We start from the raw sequence: 18,848 nt of genomic DNA, 5'->3' as shown, positions 1-18,848 counted from the left end.
ATTTCATGGAAATATTTTTGACCACATCTGACTACAAATCATAGCTCGATGTTCTATTGAAATTTTACATATAAAAGTTTTTTATATGTGATTATAATTTTATATCATTTTATTTATTTCAATTATTGCATTATTCTTAGTCATATAAATACTTCTCTAATGAGAAACAGTTCCATGGGGGATATTGTGCATGGAAATACAGAAAACCCAACAAAAACCTTGTCGATACTTTCATGGTCCAAATCTTGGCTATAAAATGGAAAGTTCGGGTTAATGCAAACGGCTCGATAAAACATTTTTTTGTAAAAGCTTATTCGATAAGACGGTAGAACGCCGTGAAAATGTCCTTCGCTGTAATGTGGTTTTACAAAAGCTGTGGTAGTAGTGTTAAAGCAATTTCTGCATTTGAATGCCGAATTGAAGAGGATGAACTGGAGGTGAAGAAGTTTTATGATATCAGAATTGCCATGGCGGCACCGGAAGGATTACTAGTACCAGTTGTGATGCGAATCAGAAAATTTTTGTCACAAACGGTGGAGTCTTTAGTTCCTTAATATCAACGCGGATCTTAAAAAGCCTGCAAGGGGGGATTCTCGGTATGATTAAAATCAAAGATGTATATCGCCCTTTCCTACGATCACTGGATTGGGATGGAAAAAGAAGTCGTTAGTTTCTTGGCACTGTCAACCAGTTATTTGTAAGATCCAGAAACTTAATTATTAGAAGACTAAGAGCTTTATAGTGTGGCTCAATTAAAGCTATTTCGTAGAAGATGGTGCCAGTAGTTCAAATAGGGGAGAATATTATGGAAGCAAAATATTGTAAAGAATCACGAGTTATACGAACAAGTCGTGTATTTCCAAATGACGTAAACAATCACCATACATTATTTGGAGGAAAATTAATGAGTGATGTGGACCAGGTAGCTTCTATTTCTGCGGCTCGCCATAGTCGCAGGGAATGTGTAACTGCTTCAACCGATTCAGTTGACTTCTTATATCCTGTTCGTACAACAGATTCAGTCTGTTTTGAATCATATGTGACATGGACAGGGACATCGTCTATGGAGATTTTTGTGAAAATTATTGCTGAAGATTTAAAAAGTGGTAAACGTACAATTGCAGCAACAGCTCTATTAACATTTGTCGCACTTGATCAACATAAACGTCCAACACATGTTCCACAGGTTATTCCGGAAACAGAAGAAGAGAAAAAATTGCATGAGACCGCACCAGAGCGAGCAATAATGCGGAAAGAAAGAAAACAAAAGAGCAAAAAATTAGCTGCTTTTTTAACAACAAATTATCCTTAAGGTCAACAGAGCTTATATTAATTTATGGCGTATCAGGTCAAAACATGTAAGCCCTGTTATTTTGTTAACGAATAGTATATTTTTCTCTTCTTATAACAGAAAAACTCCACTAAACAACGGTTCAGTGAAGTTTTTCCGTCATTGAGACTATGCAATGACTCTCTCAAGTATATCAATGTCTAACCTCTTTCTATCCAATAAGGATCCATCTGCTGCCTCCCCGGCCACTTCCCCTAAGCCCTCATCTTCGATGATTTGAGCCAGCATCGAACGAACGGCTTCATCATCATCTATTATATGAAAAAGGAACAAATCACCCTTTCTCCATTAAATGATTGATCGATAAGCGGATAGTGAAAATGGACCCTATTCCTTCTAATCTATTCTGCACTGTAATATCACCTTCAAGTTGTTCAACTATCTCTTTTACAAAGGATAATCCCATTCCCGTTGATGGATTTCCGGAATAATCATATTTAGTGGTAAACCCGGGCTTGAAAATTAAATTTTTATTTTTCTGGATAACACCAGGGCCATTATCTTTGATCTGGAATTTAACCAAATGGTTTTCCCTTTCAATACTAATGGTAATCTTGCCCGTATTATCGATGGCTTCTACGGCGTTAGTGACAATATTATTGATAATCGATAAAAGGGTAAAAACATGGTAAGGAGGATGAGCTCCTGTAATGGAATATTCAACTTGAATATTTTTTCCAAGGATACTGGCATATTTTTCATTTGTTCGTTTGATAATGGAAACAAGTTCAACCAGGTTCATATAATCTGTAAAACTTTCATCAGAAATAAGTTTTGAAAGTCCCGCATAAATACGTTGGTTATCCTTTTTTATTTCATGGACTTCTCCGGCTATTGTCAATGCCTGCCTGCCGAGGTCCTCGACTGTATGGGCAGTCGTCCCTTCGTTTTGCAAAACATTTAAGCATTTGTATAGATCATATGATTTTTTTGTGATGTTTTCAGCATCTAGCAATGTTTTTTTTAAATGAATTGATTCCTCGTATAAATTGGAAATGAGCATGAGCATATGCTCATTTTGTTTTCTTATTTGTTTTTCCCTTGTCTGTGACTCATACAACTTCATGATCGTGAAAAAGCTGACAACCAGAAAGCTATGTGAAATCGCCATAATCAGAATTTCGCTAAGTGCTGCCAATTTAATCGTTGTTCCCAATACGAAATATTGCATCATTATCTCTGTCAAATCCGACAATATTTCGATGGTGATGCCAATCAATCCAATTAAAATAGGACGGTGATAAAATCGGTTTACTTTTGCCAAATAAAAGAAACAAGCATAGGCAAAATAAAAGAAAAAACTAGGAAAATTAGCTTCAAAAGAGGAAGTCAAATTCATATTACCTTGGTTGATGAATTCAAGTAAAATACGAAAGACCACAACTTGTATAGCTGTCAATAAACCAGACAAAATAGCGGGAATTTTTCGGAACAATAACAAAAAGAATAAAAATATTGGTACACCAAAACTGACCCGGAACGTTTCATTAATCGGATAGAAATTTAATTCACCCGCCAAAGGGACTGTTATCATCATCAAAACGAGAATGAATAGTTCTTTTTTTACTAAAGGACTGATGTTCAAGCAGATCACTTCCTCATTTTTCTGAAAATTAGTATACAGATAGATTGGCCACAATACAATGCAAACATTATTATTAGATACTCCAATTTTGTTTGAATAAAAAATTAAACGAAAGATAAAAAATTTTCTGTAGGTTTTTGTTATCTTTTGTAGTTCTAATTATAAAATCAACAATATCATTCTATCAGAAAATAGAAAGCGTTTTCTTTTGAGTGTGAAATGTTTTCCCTAAAAAAGAATTTAGAAAGAGAGGGTTGGAAGAGTTGATTCACAAGGTTAAAAAAAAGGAAAGAGATCAAATCGGGAACCAAAGGCAGGATTGGTTGGATGAATGGGTGGCTCATTATCGTTCCTATGGTACAGGAGGACGATGTGCAAGCTACATTCCTGCTTTGGGAAAGGCAAACCCGTCACAGTTAGGTATTTGTATCGTAGGATCAAATGGACTAGTCGTCAAGTCGGGTGATTGGCAAGTCCCTTTCACATTGCAGAGTATCTCAAAAGTGATCAGCTTTATAGCGGCATGTGTAAGTCGCGGAATTCCTTATGTGTTAGATCGGGTCGATGTGGAACCTACTGGAGATGCCTTTAACTCCATTATCCGCCTTGAAATGCATAAACCAGGTAAGCCGTTTAATCCCATGATCAATGCAGGAGCAATTACCATCGCATCACTGCTTCCGGGAGAATCGTCAAAAAGTAAATTGGAGTTTCTTTACAAATTTATCGAAAAAATGATAGGGAAACGTCCGAACATCAATGCGGAGGTTTTTCAGTCAGAATGGCAGACTGCCAATCGAAATAGAGCAATAGCCTATTATTTAAAAGAGACGGGTTTTTTAGAATCAGAGGTGGAAGAAGCTTTAGAAGTTTATCTGAAGGTGTGTTCCTTAGAAGTAAATACGGAAGATATAGCCCTGATTGGAATGATTCTTGCTCATGATGGATATCACCCAATACAAAAACAACAAATACTGCCTGTTGAAGTGGCCAGACTTTCCAAAGCCTTAATGCTTACCTGTGGAATGTATAATGCTTCAGGCAAATTTGCCGCCTTTGTCGGAGTGCCAGCCAAAAGCGGGGTATCGGGAGGTATTTTAGCAACAGTTCCCCCAAGTATGAAAAGAGAACGGCCTTTTCAAGATGGATGTGGAATTGGTATTTATGGACCAGCTATTGATCAGTATGGCAATAGCCTGACGGGTGTTAAGCTATTGAAACATCTGTCGCAAGAATGGGATCTGTGTATTTTCTAAAAACATCTTATAAGAAAAGAAAGAGTATCAATAGATGTTGTCATCGAAGGATGGGAACTTTTACGTTAACGATGGTAGGAATGGGTGAAAAGTTTGGTGGAATACGATTGTCCAAGGAAGATTTCATTGGACATTTGAAAAATCCATACGAAACTAAGAAAACGTTGCAATAAAACTTTTATTCTTGAAATTATGGGGTGATATTAATGGCATTAACAAATACTGTAGAAAACTTAGCCGAAGAACAGAAAAAAGAAAAGGAATCTCTAGATTTATTTCTTTCTACACAAACGGTCATAAAAGAGGCGTTGGATAAATTAGGTTATTCAAATAATGAATTTGAATTATTCAAAGAACCTATCCGAATGCTCACTGTCCGCATACCTGTAAAAATGGATGATGGTTCGGTCAAAGTGTTTACCGGTTTTCGTTCCCAACATAATGATGCAGTAGGTCCGACAAAAGGAGGCGTACGCTTTCACCCAGAAGTGAACGAAGAAGAGGTAAAAGCCTTGTCTATTTGGATGAGTTTAAAGTGCGGCATTGCGAACCTCCCTTTCGGAGGTGGAAAAGGCGGCATTAAGTGTGACCCGAGAATAATGTCGTTTGCAGAACTGGAAAGATTGAGTCGAGGTTATGTTCGTGCCATCAGCCAAATTGTTGGGCCTACAAAAGATATACCGGCACCCGATGTATATACGAACTCTCAAATCATGGCTTGGATGATGGATGAGTATAGCCGCCTTCGTGAATTCGATTCTCCAGGATTCATTACGGGCAAGCCCCTTGTTTTAGGGGGGTCAAATGGACGTGAAACGGCAACAGCCCGGGGTGTAACCATCTGTATTGAAGAAGCGGTAAAGAAAAAAAACATTGAATTGCAAGGTGCCCGCATAGTGATTCAAGGTTTTGGGAATGCAGGAAGCTTTTTGGCCAAATTCATGCATGATGCTGGAGCAAAAGTGATTGGTATTTCGGATGCATATGGTGCTCTTTATGATCCACAAGGGCTTAATATTGATTACCTGCTCGATCGACGCGATAGTTTTGGTGCAGTAACACCTTTATTTAACAATGTTATCACGAATCAAGAATTACTGGAAAAAGAATGTGATATTCTGGTGCCGGCTGCCATTTCCAACCAAATTACAGCACAAAACGCCAATCGTATTAAAGCTTCCATCGTAGTGGAGGCAGCTAACGGGCCAACAACCCTTGAAGCAACCAAAATTTTGGATGAAAGAGGAATCCTCCTTGTTCCTGATATATTGGCAAGTGCAGGTGGTGTCACCGTATCTTACTTTGAATGGGTTCAGAACAATCAAGGTTTTTATTGGTCAGAGGAAGAGGTGGCTGAAAAATTACGAAAAGTAATGGTCGATTCTTTTGAAAATATTTATCAAACAACACATGTCCATCAAGTTAATATGCGCTTAGCAGCGTATATGGTTGGAATAAGAAAACTGGCTGAAGCCTCACATTTCCGGGGCTGGATCTAAAATGCGAGATTTTCTACAATTATAAGGAAGAAGGAGATTTTCTTGTGGATTATCACTGTCCATTCAAAAAACAATCTAAACATGTTTGAGTTTGACACTGAAAAAGAAGCAAAAGAAGCTTTTGAAAAAATGAAGGGCTGTAAAATCCTTACTGAGATCCGTTACCTTTCGAAGATCCACTAGCGGGTCTAGATATTCAACGTAGATAAAGAGGATACCGAGAGTTGGATATAAAGGAAAGGGATAAACTTTTCCGCGTTAATTAAATACTCTAACTATGTAATTTCAATGGGCTCCAAATTGGTTAGGTTAGAGGGTCATCTCACATGCCCATTGAGCTAACAAAATGGGGTCTTTTTTGAAGTTTCAAAATTATTTTTTTAGATTTTTATAGTAATTTCGAAACCTGCCTGTGATGAGGTTATCAGTAGAAGTGATTACAGTCTCGTTTCATTAACCATTGCAGGTGTTCATCAAGGCCATTCCAAGAATTGCTTTCTGATGAAATTTATTCATCTATTGCTTTAACAAATACGTAGGCAGCCATGATAGGAGTGGTACAAGATCAATACAAAGCATAATAAAATTACATTTCAATGGTTTCTTTCCACAGCGACAAAGAAACATTTTCTTCCGCTTCATTACCATCCATGTCTATACGGAGATCAGCTAACTCTGCAAATGATGCTGATGCAATAAACCCTGTTAAAAAATGATCTCATATTAAGATTCCAGCAGCAGGTGGCACCATCGCCGGGACTGACTCTACTTCGATTCGAACCATTTCTATCAAACTGATGTCCTAATTGCTTCAATATAAACTACTAAATTTTAATAAGGGGTGGTAAAATGCCACAATTATTACAAAATATGATTGGTGTAACAAATGAATTCCTTTGGTCAAAATTACTAATTATTATGCTTGTTTCTTGCGGGATTTATTTCACATTTAAATCGAAATTTGTACAGTTTCGAATGTTAAAGGAAATGGTCCGTGTTTTAATGGAAGGGAAAACTGGCTCTAAAGACAACATTTCCCCATTTCAAGCGTTCTGTATCGGTATGGCCGCTCGTGTTGGAACAGGTAATATCACAGGAATTGCGATTGCGATTGCATTAGGCGGTCCAGGAGCGGTATTCTGGATGTGGATTATTGCAATTATTAGCTCAGCATCCAGCTTTATCGAAAGTACGTTAGCGCAAGTATATAAAGTAAAAGATAAAAATGGTTTCCGCGGCGGCCCATCCTATTATATGGAAAAAGGATTAAACAAACGTTGGATGGGAGTATTATTCTCCATTTTAATTACGCTTGCTTTCGGTCTTGTATTCAATTCTGTACAATCAAATACCGTTACAATTGCTTTTGAGAACTCATTCGGTACAGATCGTTTAACTGTAGGGATTATCATGGCACTTGCTTTCGCTGCGATTATCTTTGGCGGTGTGACGCGTATAGCAAAAATGGCTGAATACAAGGTAATGATTTTAGCTGTGTTATACATCGGTGTTGCATTATTTGTTGTAGCTACGAACATAACAAAAATGCCGGAAATTCTTTCTCTTATTGTTCAAAACGCATTTGGCTTTAAACAAATAGCAGGCGGTTCAATCGGCGCAGCGCTCATGAATGGAGTTAAACGTGGTTTGTTCTCGAATGAAGCTGGAATGGGGAGTGCGCCAAACGTTGCCGCAACGGCAACAACAAGTCATCCGGTGAAACAAGGACTTATTCAAGCATTTGGCGTATTAACGGATACACTGGTCGTCTGTACAAGCACAGCATTTATTATTTTGCTTTCTAATGCTTACAAACAACCAGGGCTAAGTGGTATTGCCCTTACACAAGCAGCATTAAGCGAACACATCGGTTCCTGGGCATCAGGCTGTCTTGCTATCTTTGTTTTCCTATTTGGATTCGGTGCGTTAATTGGTAACTATTATTATGGGGAAACAAACATTCGATTTTTACACAAAAGTAAAGTATGGGTGATACTATACCGAATAAGCGTGTTAGCCATGATTATATTCGGTTCCATTGCGAAGGTCCAGCTTGTATGGGATTTAGCGGATTTATTTATGGGCATTATGGTTATCATAAACTTGATTGCTATTACATTACTAGCAAAAATAGCCTTTGCTGCTTTAACGGATTACATGAAACAGAAAAAAGCTGGTAAAGATCCTGTCTTTTATAAAGATTGTATTAAAAATCATGAAGGCATTGAATGTTGGGAGCACTCTCCAGCTACTTCAACTTCAAAAAAGGAAAAAGCGATGTAAATAATACAAAAAGATGTTTAGATACAGTACGCGGTCTAAACATCTTTTTGTTTGTTCTGGTATATAAACATCTATTAATTCTGCAATAGATTAGGCTGGCTCACCAATGACACAAATACCAATCATTTCACCATTTTGTACAACTGGAATGCGACGGATTTGATGGTCTGCCATCATACGAGCACATTCATGTACATCTGTATCAGGCGAACAAGTGATTACATCCGAAGTCATACAATCATGGCAATGAACGGAATTGCAGTCTTTCCCATCAGCTACACAATTCAATACAATATCACGATCTGTATACAATGCAAATAACGGAACTTATTGTGTTAAAAAAGATAATGAATATGATTTAATCCATGTAGCAACCGCTTGTTTTATTGATGAGGATAATGTCATTGAAATATGCTCAAATTAGGTCAATAGATAACTCACGGGCAATTTCAGAACCTAATTCAATGGACGGACATTATTAGCAGACTGTCCGGTGGCTATAATCAATATTTAATACTTACTGACAGTTATAGAAATCAATTATATCTAACGGGGTGTACGTGCGGTTATGATGGGACCGGACCTCACGGAACTCATGAAGCATTGAATATTCTAGGGTTTAAGGTACCAAAGTAAACTGGAAAAACCGCGTTAAAGGCCGATTTTTTTTAGAGTATTTGTCCATATTATATGACAAAATGAATGGACGGCATGATGTAAGGCGTTAGCCATACATTTGAGAAATAGTTACGGCTATTTTCCTCCATTCTGTGAAGTAGTCATGTAAATAATTTATATTAATAGCAAAAACTACTTCCTATAAAAATTAGGGAGTGGTTTTTTGGTTGTATAGGAAATTATAAAATAATTCATTGTTGATAACATTGAAATAGGTCTCTGAATCAGCTCCAGCGCCCAGTGTACTTCGCTCTCTGCGTTTCATTTATCTCTGTTGGAGCGCTCCAGTCCATACGCTGCTAAACGGGCGCTTGCGCTTTTTGTTTTGTCGAGCGGATTTCGACATTCTTTTCTCCATTTCCCGGGGAAAAGTCCTTTTGTTAAAAGGGTTTTTCCCGCAACTAATCAAACGTTTGGTTAGTAAGGAAGGATCAGGAAAAGTGTCGAAGCATGAGAGTTTACCTAAGGTAATCCAAATATCGACTTGTTTTTTATTTTTTATATAGGAAAAATAGAACTGCGTCGACAAAGATTTTTTTATAAAAAGGCTGAAACTCTTTACTTATATGGCTTCGTGGTTAACTAATCAAACGTTTGGTTAGTTTTTTGGAGTAGTGTAAATTCAACAATCTTTTTTCTAGATTTGGGAGTTAAAGGTTGAGAGAGAAGGCTATTCAGCCTATTTAATTAAACGTTTGATTAGTTTGCAGTTGGTCGAAGGGTGTATATTTAAAAGGAAATAAGGTGAATGGAAGGCTTAGCTGCCCAATTATCGACAAATATTTTATACAATTACAGAGAAAAACGTTGATTTACCAAGGCTGATACCAGTTTTAATCAAACGTTTGGTTAGTTTCATATTTTGAGGAAACTGGTGCCTTAGAAGTTTATGTATATCTAAATGGATTGATTGAAGTTAATGTTGGGGTCTCTTGAAGCCATCCCGTTTAGGGCATAGAGTACTTAGTATTAAGTCAATATTCAAATGGACACATGAAGAAGGCTATATTCCAAAGAATCCGGCTGCCAAATTAAAAGAGCCGAAATAACGGTGCGCCACTTGAAGTGATCCAAAGCCTGCTTGGTCATGAGAAGAGTGAGAGCACCAAAATATATGCACAGCTAAGTGGCAAGCTGAGACATGATTTTTATAGTAAATATTTTTGAAAGTTAAATAAATTAACTTGAATATAAATCAAGACACCCATGTATAAAGGCGTGTCTTTTTGTTATTGGGCCATATTGTTAAATATAGTTTAAAAAACACTTAAAAAAAACAGTAGGAAACATTGCTTCCCACTGTTTATTTCGTTATTTAACTGGTGTTTTTAATAATCGTTTTGAGAATTTGATTGATTTATTTTCGCTAACAAATGTTGAGCCTAAAAGCAATGCACCACCAAGCATTTGAACAAATGTCATTTGCTCTTGCAAGATAACAGCAGAAATCAATAATGATGTGATTGGGTCTACATAACTTAATGCAGCTATACTCTGCCCTTTTAATTTCTGCATACCTAAGAAGAATAACAAGAATCCAATACCTGTGTGTACCAGCCCTAAGATTAATATAAATGGAATTGAAGAACTTGATACTTCTAAAATCCCAAATCCTTCAGTAAAGAATACATATGGCATGAGAAGTAATGTTGCCGTTCCAAGCTGAATTAATGTAGTTTCTAACCCGTTCATGTTTTTGATGAACTTGTTTAATAGCATTAATGAAGCGTAGAATATAGCTGCCATTAATCCATAGCCTATCCCAATTAAATCATCTAATCCAGATGTACTTAAACCACCATTACCAACAATTAATAACATACCAAACATGGCTACACCAATGCAGATTATTTTCTTTGTTGATAATTTTTCCTTAATTACAAATGGAGAAAGAATCAAGACAAACACAGCTGCAAAATAATAACTTAGTGCTGCGTTAGAAATGGTCGTATGCTTGTACGCTTGAAAAAAGAAAATCCAATTTCCTCCCAATGCAATACTCGAAAGTAATAAAACTAAAGCATTTACTTTAACCAATGCCCATGAAATTTTTTTCTTCATCATGAACATGACTGTCATTAAAAATAAACTACCAATTAAACCCCGTAATAAAGCTATTTCACTCGAAGCTAAATCAATGTATCTTACAAATACGCCAATCGTACCAAAGATTATCATTGATAGTAGGAATTGAATTTTAGATTTCATCGTCTACTCCTTCGAATCTGCGAAACAGCTTATATTTCGCAGATTCTTAATCTGTTTTTAATATAAGCTTATTCAGTGCTGACCCAACAGCTTGAGTAAACGGTGGTGGCGGTGATGTTGAAAATGGCTTCCAGATGTATAGATTTGTATTTGATAATGGCATAATAACCCCCCCTATTTCTATTAGCGTATTATTAATTATACTCTATAAAATCTTATTGAACTCTCACTTAATACCAGATACGACTCAATTACCGAAGTTATTAATGTCTACAATTTTGGTGAAATGAATATTTTTAAAGAATTTTAAGAGGAGATACTACGGTTTTAAGTAGTATCTCCTTTGTTATTTTTGAGAGAAGAATTAAAAGACCTTATTATTTGTACGCAATATAATTTATAAATATACTGCATTATATTTTGAACTATTGCTTGGAGAATTCTATCCTAGGATAAGGCAACTAGGCCATGATACGGAAGTGATTTATGACAGGATTTTGCAATTTGAAAAGGATGAAATTTTAGTGGTTTTTTCATTTGAACCATACACTAATCGAATTATCGAAGCCGTTAAGCTGGCTTATGAACTAGGCCATAGCATTATATTGATAACAGACCATATCTCATGCCCAATTATTTCATATGCGTCTGTAACGTTGAAAGTAGAAGTTAGTGAAGAACAATTTTCAGTAATACCTATTATTGCATTGTTAGATGCATTGGTAATTGAAATTGGTAAACGGTCATCAGAAGAATCGATTAAAAAGTTGAAAAGACTTGAAAAAACACTTATAGAAAAGAATGTATTGTTTTCTTATTAAAACTTAAGTCCATATTATCATTTTCTAAAGTTAAAACTACTTCCTAAAGACTAGGAGGTGGTCTTTTTTTAGGAAGCCCCGAAACCACTAAAAAAAGCCACCAATAATGGCAGCAGAGAAATTTTTATATTTAGATATCATATTGACTTTTAAATTCAAAAATCTCATCAACAGCTTGGTGATATCCACCCGATTTTTGAAAAGATTCCCTTATATTTGAAACAGCTTTATGGAAAGATGGGGTGTTTAACACATATTCTGCAGCTTCACGTAGTTGATTTGCAGTCAAGCCTTGCATTTGTAATTTAATGCCGGCTCCGATATTGGCAACTTGCCCGGCAATGATCGGTTGATCCGCGCTTTGTGGGATGACAATGAGCGGAACCCCGTAATAGAGACCTTCATGGGTACTGTTCATTCCACCATGTGTGATAAATAATTTAGTGTATTTCAGTACCTCAGTTTGTGGAACATAATTTTTTACAATAAAGTTTTTAGGGACCTCCCCTAAATCAGATATTTGAACTTTTTCCCCGATCGACATGACAACCGTGTGATTGCTATTTCCAAATGATTCGAAACAAAGCTTATAAAAATCAATGTCTTGGTTAAAGACAGTACCCAGTGAAATATAAATTGGTCTTTTTCCCTTGATTGCTGTAAGGTCAAAGTTTTCTTGAATTAATCGTGTAGAGATGGATGGACCTATAAATTTGTAAGTTTGGTCAAATGTTTCTCCAAAAGGTTGAAACTCCCTAGTAGTGTAAACGATTGTAAGTGGGGCAGGATTACAAAAAACATCGTAAGGAGAATGGATCTCGACATCATATTTTTCCTTCACCTTTGCCGTCAGGCCTTGATATTCATCGTTTATTTCTTTACCCACTTCTGTAGGAATGATTTTAGAAAGCTGTTCCAACATTTGATCGAATGATTCCTTTGTCTGCGCAAAGGAAGTACAAGAATTGATTGCCGGAAGTTTAAGGATTTGGGCAAGTATACGTCCACAACCAAACATGGAATCATGGATGATGTAGTCAAAATGTTCTCCTTCAATCTGTTCAAGCACGCTAGGTATGACAATATCTGCCGTAAGTAAAAGACCGTTAATTCTTTCAAGTAAATAATTTCTTCCACCCGAGATAAAGGCTTTTAAAAATTTTTGATTGTCCAATGTTCGTACAATTGCTCCCGTTTTCTCAATTCGCTCTCGAAAAGCTTCTATCGTAAAGTAAACTACCTCTCCGCCGCGCGAAATAAGCTCTTGCACAACTCCAATAGTTGGATTGATATGTCCTTCTGATCCGGCATTAATAAATAAAACACGTGCCATTTCTACCACTCCTTATGTAATTCTAAATTGTGTAGAGTAAGGGTCACTGTCCCATACACTTGCCCACTCAAATAATGGAATTAAATTTATCATAGTACAATACTTGAAAATCTCAAACTTCTAATAACCCCTAGAGTCATTCCTTCTTCATATAGATAGGTAAGGGTATGAAGTTATTGCTCCCTTTTCCCCTGAAGATGTTCGCCAAGCTTATTCGGTAATTGAGACTTTTTAAAAGGTTTTAAAGGAAAGTAAAGGGAAAATGTTGAATTATTATAGTTAAAGCCTATCTTGGAGGGACGGAGCAATGTTCCAGACCTTCACATTAGAGGAACAGGAGAAACTATGAAAAAAATACATAAAAAAATATGGATCCCAGTAGTACTCGCGGGGGTATTAATTGGGGGATATTTATATCTTGATAAGGAAAACGTCACTGTTAGGGTGGGAACTGCACCTAGTGGCGAAAAAGTGGTCCAAGTAAATGAACAAAATAATAAGGTTGATCGTGAATTTCCGTTAAGCATGAGTGAAAACTCTGTTCAGCAAGCCATACATAACATGTCACATCAAAAGGTATTAGCGAAAAAAAAATGGGGTGCTTTGCCATTAACGCCTGAACGGGTTAAAAGATTATTAAAAGTGGTGGAAGCAAATAAGAAAAAATATGGAAATGCTGATTTATATTTAAATATATTAAGATCTTGGGATAAAGGCAATTTTGATCATGTCGTTAATAACCACAATGCCATTTGGTCGCTACAGGGTGGCACGGTTGGAAAGGCTAATGGCATAGCCTCACCTGAAGAGGAAATGGAATTTATACAGGAGAATTTCGATGTTGAGTAGAAAGAAGCGTTCATTTGGAGCGCTTTTAATTTGATGTTTTCGAGATAGCATCAAAAAAGGGCTGATCTGTTCTTATTTTGTTTCGTATCGCTGGGCGATATATCTTGCAAATGAATCAATAAACCTTCATATTTAATAGAAAAGGAGGTCCGATATGCGACGTGATATACAATCGAATGAACGAGCTTTCTCATCCAAGGAAGTGGCAGAAGAAGTTGGGATTGCAACACCAACTGTTCGAAAGTATGGCCAAATCTTAGAACGGAATGGATATGAGTTTTTAAAAGATGGCGATCGGCGTATCTTTGTTCAATCTGATATCGGAGCGCTTATAGCGCTACGCGATACGGATAAGCCCCTAGACGATACAGCTAAAGACCTTGCGTATCAACAAAAGGAAAGATTAGTAGATTTCAATGAAACGGAAATTGCGGTACCCGATACATATGAAAATTTACCCCAAGACCCTAATCAATTAAAAGAGATTTTAAAGGTTTTAGTCAATGAACTTGCCGCCACGCGTGAAATGAATGTCCAACTGACAAACGATATGTCGCAGCTTAAACTAACGGTTTCCCGACTCCAGCAAGATCACCATGTTATAAGTTCCAGTATTGCTAATTCAGCGCAAAAAACTCATGCTAAAATTGAAAAATTAACGGAACAACAAAATAACCATTATGAAACTTTGCTGCAGCAAGAAATACAAAAAAGTGAATTTTTACAAAAAGAAATTCAAAATATGCGGGACGAACTGGAAAAAGAATGGCGTTCACAAAATGATTTTAATAAGCGTTTAGAAGAAGCGATACAAAAACCTAAGGAAAAATGGGAGAGGCTTTTCTCCATATTCCGTAAATAAGGTGCCTGTTTTAGGTTTTTTTTGCTTACCTGTATCGTATCGCCGGGCGATATAACGAATTAAATATGAGTTTTTAATAGAGGTTGTTGGTGCATCGTTCTTCAATCCGACATTAATGCGCTTATAGCGGTACGCGATACGGACATTCCTCCAAATTTCAACAAATTCCCGGGAAATATCTACAAATTCTGAGTATATAGCGACAAAATGCCACTATTTTCTTCTCTAAAAAACCACTTCCTAATAAAATTTAGGAGTGGTTTTTTAGTGTTAAAATTTACTGCCAAGCCTCTGGCCTTTATTAAAACACGGCTAAATATGTAAATTACTTTCAATTACATCATTAAATTGTTCTACTTCTTTTCGAATACTGATGGTTGGTTCCCACGAATCAATAAGGTTAATAGCGATTTGATTTGATTGCAGTGCTTTTTCATTATCGCCTTTCTTAGAAAACATTTTGGCCATCCCATAATGATAATAAATTAGCTCAATCTGATTAGCGTTATTTTTGTGATAGAGAATATTATCAAACGCTGTTTCTGCCTTTTCAAATTCGTCGCAATTAACATAAGTTAAACCTAAATTAAAATATGCTTCAATCGTTTTTTCACCGCCATACATTGTGCTGATTTGATTAGCGGCTTCGTATAAATTGATTGCCTCTTCATAATTCTTTCGCAACAAGCTTAAGTCCCCGCGAACTAATAAAACTCTATGTTGGATAATAGGGGTAGTGGATATATCTATGACTTCTCTTAAAATTGCTTCTGCCTTTTCAGGATCGCTTGATTTTAAGAACAGTCTGGATTTTAAGGCAAGTCCCCAAACCTTTAAATCAAAAACATCCGCGTAATTAGAATCTAAATGCTCTAGTATCTGAAGCCCGGCTTCAATTTGTTGAAGAGCTTCATCCAATTCATTGACTTCTATTAATGCCCAGCCTACTGTATCAATTCGAAGAAAAGCTTCATGCGTTTTTTTATCCAATTGGTGGGCATAATCAGCGGCTTTCAGTCCGTACTCGATTCGGAGCGGCAAGTTAATCCGGCTTAAAAAGTGACTTATGCGTGTTACCAGATCAATTAGCAGCTCCTTTTCTGGAACTTGGCTTGCCCACTTTATAACTTTAAGTATGTTCGGCCATTCCTTCTTGATTTTATCCAAATCACGACCAAGCAGGTGACTCCAATAAACAGAATTTAGCTGCTCCCGTTTTAAATGGGTTTCTAAGTACTGAATATAATATCGGCTCCATCGACTGCGTGCTTCCTTTTCAAAGTCTTGATTCTCTAACAAGTGCTGCTCGCCATAAGCCACTACGGTTTGATGCCCAAGATAATATAATTTCCCTTCTATCCGCTCTGGTTGGATCAGGGCAAAGGTCCGCATCTGTTCAACAGCATAATGATAATTTCGAACATCTAATCCAGCGGCAGCAGCCCAGCTCTCTTCATCAGGAGGTTTGCTGAAAAAACATAGCACCTGCCATAGACGCCGGGTACCTTCATCACAGCGTTTCCATGTCCGCCCAAAGAGGAAATCAAACATTTCCAACAATGTGTAGCCGGCTTTCCCTAATTCCTGAATAAGTTGTTGAGCAGGAATGTCATCGTCTGAAATATAGGCTATGCTGAGTGCAATAGCTTTAGGGTTACCAGCAGTCGCTAAAAACAACTGGTGCTGGATTTCAGGAGATATATTCAATAACTGTTCTATCTTTTCTCGCTTATCTGGAGAGTTACAAGTTTGTAATTGACGGCGTACTTCATAAGTAAAAAAATCAAAAGCTTCAGTTTTTTCAAGACCCTTCAGCTGAATGGTAACCATTTCCCGAAAGGCCTCTCGATATTTTTGATACAAATTCTCACGAGAGGTTAGGATTACTTTAACACCTTGTGGGAGATTGGTAATGAAATCGTGAATATCACTTTCGGCAGTATCAATACTGTCTACAATCAGCAATACAGGTTCTTGCCGAGAATAATTCGCCAATGCATTACGGACAACAAAACGTTTTTCATTAATTGATTTATCTATTTGTTCTACGCGTCCTAGTTGATAGGCAATTGTATTTAGGAAATCACTAAAGGTTAACCCTTTCCAATCAGCACTTACCCAGATTATGGATCTAAATGTTGGCCAATTTTCGTCGACATTAACAGAATTCCCATGGAGTTTTTCCCCAACACAGGTATATGCTACTTCAAGCGCGATGGTCGTTTTTCCCATGCCAGCCCAACCAGTAATTGTACATACTGGTGAAGGAGAAAGCATCCACTGACGAATAGCTTCTAAGTCAAAACTCCTACCGATGAAGCCTCCTGACCAGCGAGTTGGCAAGTTATGCGTCATTGGCTGTTCTTTAGGTGTAATAGTATTGCTTATTTGCGTATCAGGAAACAATCGATTAATTACATTTTCAATGTCTTCATCAAGCGGTGCACCGAATGCCCCGTTATTTCGTAAGATTTTAGCTTTTTTTAGACATGAAACGACCCAGATAGGTAATGCAGGTTTAATTACAGGTATGGAAGTAGTCTCAAGTAGTTTTGTAAACCACTGTATATTCCTGTCAGTCTTTTCGATTATAACCCAGATAATTCCAAATAGTTTGCCGTCGTCAATTCGACCGGGAATATATTTTGGGCCCATTTGCCCTATCCAGCTTTTAATGGTGTTAGAAGAGACCCCAAGCTGGTAAGCGACTTTGTCTAAGTAAGATTGTCCAGATGTATTAACATCATTTTTTTTCCTTCTGATCTTAAAGTCAGGATGGAGTTTTAAAGACTTAACACCAGATGATAACAGTTCCGCAAAATCTGTCTGGTCCTCAAGTTCAGCCATAATGCCTCACACCTCCTATTATGTTATTTTACCAATCCATCTCTTTTTGTATATGAAAAATTAAAAAGTACAGTGCCGCTGTACGTTTATACAGTCTAAAAAGCTACTAGATCATTGGGGCAGCAAGTAAAATCAAAATATAACAGAGGGAAATAAAATGTATGCACTTACAAAAAGAAAGGGATTTTATAATGAAAAACACACTACCTACACACATGAAAGCAGCAATTATGCACAGTACAAGAGAAATTACAATTGAATCATTGCCTGTTCCGCAAATTGGTCACGATGAAGTTTTGATTAAAGTAATGGCCGTTGGAATTTGTGGGTCGGATTTACACTATTATACTCATGGCAGGATTGGTAAATACATCGTTGAGAAGCCGATTATCCTTGGCCATGAATGCTCAGGTGAGATTGCTGCTGTTGGAACGGCTGTTAATAGATTTAAAGTCGGTGATCGCGTTGCGGTTGAACCAGGTGTAACCTGCGGGTACTGCGAAGCGTGTAAAGAGGGTCGTTATAACCTTTGTCCAGATGTAGAATTTTTGGCAACGCCACCAGTAGACGGTGCATTTGTACAATATATAAAAATGCGGCAAGACTTTGTCTTCGCAATCCCGGATACACTATCCTTTGAAGATGCTGCCCTGATCGAACCCTTTTCTGTTGGAATTCATGCAGCGATGAGAACGAAACTTCAACCTGGATCAACCATTGCTATTATGGGAATGGGTCCAGTGGGGTTAATGGCTGTCGGTGCAGCCAAAGCATTTGGGGCAGGCACGATAATAGTGACTGATTTGGAGCCATTACGACTTGAGGCTGCCAAAAAAATGGGGGCAACTCATGTTATCAACATTCGGGATCAGGAACCACTCGAGGAAATCAAAAACATTACAAATGGCAGAGGGGTTGACGTTGCTTGGGAAACAGCCGGGAATCCAGCAGCGCTGCAATCCGCACTGGCTTCCGTTCGTCGAGGTGGAAAACTTGCCATTGTAGGATTGCCTTCCCAGAATGAAATCCCGCTAAATGTACCATTTATCGCAGACAATGAGATTGATATTTATGGCATCTTTCGTTATGCAAACACGTATCCAAAAGGGATCAACTTCCTTGCTTCTGGCATAGTTGACACCAAGCATCTTGTGACGGATCGATATTCGTTAGCTGACACAAGTGAAGCGATGGAACGAGCCCTTAATTTTAAAAATGAATGTTTAAAAATTATAGTCTATCCGAATGACTAAAACTGAACTAATGGAGAGGTATA

General features: G+C 37.2%; 15 protein-coding genes and 2 pseudogenes. 11 read left to right on the top strand and 6 right to left on the bottom strand.

Going from position 1 to position 18,848, the window contains the following annotated elements:
• Positions 1–341: 341 nt before the first annotated feature.
• Both COE25_RS31700 and COE25_RS19435 read left to right on the top strand, forming a co-directional pair.
• Complete coding sequence (locus COE25_RS31700) at positions 342–554, top strand: 2-oxo acid dehydrogenase subunit E2 (protein ID WP_306572698.1); 213 nt, start codon at positions 342–344, stop codon at positions 552–554.
• 251 nt (positions 555–805) lie between these two features.
• A complete protein-coding gene (locus tag COE25_RS19435) occupies positions 806–1,312 on the top strand; it encodes an acyl-CoA thioesterase (RefSeq protein WP_088085108.1) in 507 nt (168 codons plus the stop codon).
• A gap of 165 nt (positions 1,313–1,477) precedes the next feature.
• Here COE25_RS19435 and COE25_RS19430 read toward each other — a convergent pair.
• Positions 1,478–1,579 (bottom strand): annotated as a pseudogene (locus tag COE25_RS19430) (transcriptional regulator); the annotation flags it as partial.
• A 46-nt stretch (positions 1,580–1,625) separates the two neighbouring features.
• Complete coding sequence (locus tag COE25_RS19425; protein WP_142354491.1) at positions 1,626–2,945, bottom strand: sensor histidine kinase; 1,320 nt, start codon at positions 2,943–2,945, stop codon at positions 1,626–1,628.
• A 257-nt stretch (positions 2,946–3,202) separates the two neighbouring features.
• Between COE25_RS19425 and COE25_RS19420 the strand changes: the two genes are divergently transcribed.
• From COE25_RS19420 to COE25_RS19410, 4 genes are all read left to right on the top strand, one after another.
• Positions 3,203–4,192, top strand: a complete 990-nt coding sequence (locus tag COE25_RS19420) for a glutaminase (protein ID WP_257208901.1) — start codon at positions 3,203–3,205, stop codon at positions 4,190–4,192.
• A gap of 206 nt (positions 4,193–4,398) precedes the next feature.
• Positions 4,399–5,691, top strand: a complete 1,293-nt coding sequence (locus COE25_RS19415) for a Glu/Leu/Phe/Val family dehydrogenase (protein ID WP_088085109.1) — start codon at positions 4,399–4,401, stop codon at positions 5,689–5,691.
• 42 nt (positions 5,692–5,733) lie between these two features.
• A complete protein-coding gene (locus COE25_RS30885) occupies positions 5,734–5,874 on the top strand; it encodes a hypothetical protein (RefSeq protein WP_179195687.1) in 141 nt (46 codons plus the stop codon).
• A 666-nt stretch (positions 5,875–6,540) separates the two neighbouring features.
• Positions 6,541–7,974, top strand: coding sequence for an alanine/glycine:cation symporter family protein (locus COE25_RS19410; RefSeq protein ID WP_098933795.1), 1,434 nt, complete (start codon positions 6,541–6,543; stop codon positions 7,972–7,974).
• A 90-nt stretch (positions 7,975–8,064) separates the two neighbouring features.
• On the opposite strand, the gene COE25_RS19405 is transcribed toward COE25_RS19410, so the two are convergent.
• Positions 8,065–8,262, bottom strand: a complete 198-nt coding sequence (locus COE25_RS19405) for a CBS domain-containing protein (RefSeq protein ID WP_256942229.1) — start codon at positions 8,260–8,262, stop codon at positions 8,065–8,067.
• Positions 8,263–9,696: 1,434 nt separating this feature from the next.
• Here COE25_RS19405 and COE25_RS19395 point away from each other — a divergent pair.
• Positions 9,697–9,819: pseudogene (locus tag COE25_RS19395) on the top strand (integrase); the annotation flags it as partial.
• A 144-nt stretch (positions 9,820–9,963) separates the two neighbouring features.
• On the opposite strand, the gene COE25_RS19390 reads toward COE25_RS19395, so the two are convergent.
• Positions 9,964–10,860, bottom strand: coding sequence for a DMT family transporter (locus tag COE25_RS19390; RefSeq protein ID WP_098933794.1), 897 nt, complete (start codon positions 10,858–10,860; stop codon positions 9,964–9,966).
• Between the two features lie 392 nt (positions 10,861–11,252).
• On the opposite strand from COE25_RS19390, the gene COE25_RS19385 reads away from it, so the two are divergent.
• The gene (locus tag COE25_RS19385) at positions 11,253–11,681 is read left to right on the top strand and encodes a MurR/RpiR family transcriptional regulator (protein WP_306572705.1); all 429 of its coding nucleotides are present in this window, start codon (positions 11,253–11,255) and stop codon (positions 11,679–11,681) included.
• Between the two features lie 130 nt (positions 11,682–11,811).
• On the opposite strand, the gene COE25_RS19380 is transcribed toward COE25_RS19385, so the two are convergent.
• Positions 11,812–13,014 carry a macrolide family glycosyltransferase gene (locus COE25_RS19380; protein WP_098933793.1) on the bottom strand — a complete coding sequence of 401 codons (1,203 nt, stop codon included), beginning with the start codon at positions 13,012–13,014 and terminating at the stop codon, positions 11,812–11,814.
• 345 nt (positions 13,015–13,359) lie between these two features.
• Between COE25_RS19380 and COE25_RS19375 the strand changes: the two genes are divergently transcribed.
• Together COE25_RS19375 and COE25_RS19370 are read left to right on the top strand one after the other, a co-directional pair.
• A complete protein-coding gene (locus tag COE25_RS19375) occupies positions 13,360–13,863 on the top strand; it encodes a DUF6241 domain-containing protein (RefSeq protein WP_098933792.1) in 504 nt (167 codons plus the stop codon).
• 154 nt (positions 13,864–14,017) lie between these two features.
• Entirely contained in the window at positions 14,018–14,725 is a 708-nt protein-coding gene (locus tag COE25_RS19370) for an SH3 domain-containing protein (RefSeq protein ID WP_088085114.1), read from the top strand.
• A gap of 312 nt (positions 14,726–15,037) precedes the next feature.
• Here the strand turns inward: COE25_RS19370 and COE25_RS19365 are convergent, their stop codons facing one another.
• Positions 15,038–17,572: a tetratricopeptide repeat protein gene (locus COE25_RS19365; protein WP_098933791.1), complete on the bottom strand. Its 2,535-nt coding sequence runs from the start codon at positions 17,570–17,572 to the stop codon at positions 15,038–15,040.
• Between the two features lie 191 nt (positions 17,573–17,763).
• Between COE25_RS19365 and COE25_RS19360 the strand changes: the two genes are divergently transcribed.
• Positions 17,764–18,825, top strand: coding sequence for an NAD(P)-dependent alcohol dehydrogenase (locus tag COE25_RS19360; protein ID WP_088090256.1), 1,062 nt, complete (start codon positions 17,764–17,766; stop codon positions 18,823–18,825).
• Positions 18,826–18,848: the final 23 nt, after the last annotated feature.

The sequence above is a fragment of the Bacillus sp. AFS031507 genome (genome assembly GCF_002584635.1).
Lineage (GTDB): Bacteria > Bacillota > Bacilli > Bacillales > Cytobacillaceae > Neobacillus.
The sequence above is the reverse complement of the archived record's forward strand: the minus strand, read 5'-3'. Positions and strand labels throughout refer to the sequence as shown.

Excerpts from the sequence above, each read along its gene's own strand:
- COE25_RS31700 (WP_306572698.1), top strand. The coding sequence starts at position 342 with ATGTCCTTCGCTGTAATGTGGTTTTACAAAAGCTGTGGTAGTAGTGTT.
- COE25_RS19435 (WP_088085108.1), top strand. The coding sequence starts at position 806 with ATGGAAGCAAAATATTGTAAAGAATCACGAGTTATACGAACAAGTCGT.
- COE25_RS19415 (WP_088085109.1), top strand. The coding sequence starts at position 4,399 with ATGGCATTAACAAATACTGTAGAAAACTTAGCCGAAGAACAGAAAAAA.
- COE25_RS19410 (WP_098933795.1), top strand. The coding sequence starts at position 6,541 with ATGCCACAATTATTACAAAATATGATTGGTGTAACAAATGAATTCCTT.
- COE25_RS19390 (WP_098933794.1), bottom strand. The coding sequence starts at position 10,860 with ATGAAATCTAAAATTCAATTCCTACTATCAATGATAATCTTTGGTACG.
- COE25_RS19380 (WP_098933793.1), bottom strand. The coding sequence starts at position 13,014 with ATGGCACGTGTTTTATTTATTAATGCCGGATCAGAAGGACATATCAAT.
- COE25_RS19375 (WP_098933792.1), top strand. The coding sequence starts at position 13,360 with ATGAAAAAAATACATAAAAAAATATGGATCCCAGTAGTACTCGCGGGG.
- COE25_RS19370 (WP_088085114.1), top strand. The coding sequence starts at position 14,018 with ATGCGACGTGATATACAATCGAATGAACGAGCTTTCTCATCCAAGGAA.
- COE25_RS19365 (WP_098933791.1), bottom strand. The coding sequence starts at position 17,572 with ATGGCTGAACTTGAGGACCAGACAGATTTTGCGGAACTGTTATCATCT.
- COE25_RS19360 (WP_088090256.1), top strand. The coding sequence starts at position 17,764 with ATGAAAAACACACTACCTACACACATGAAAGCAGCAATTATGCACAGT.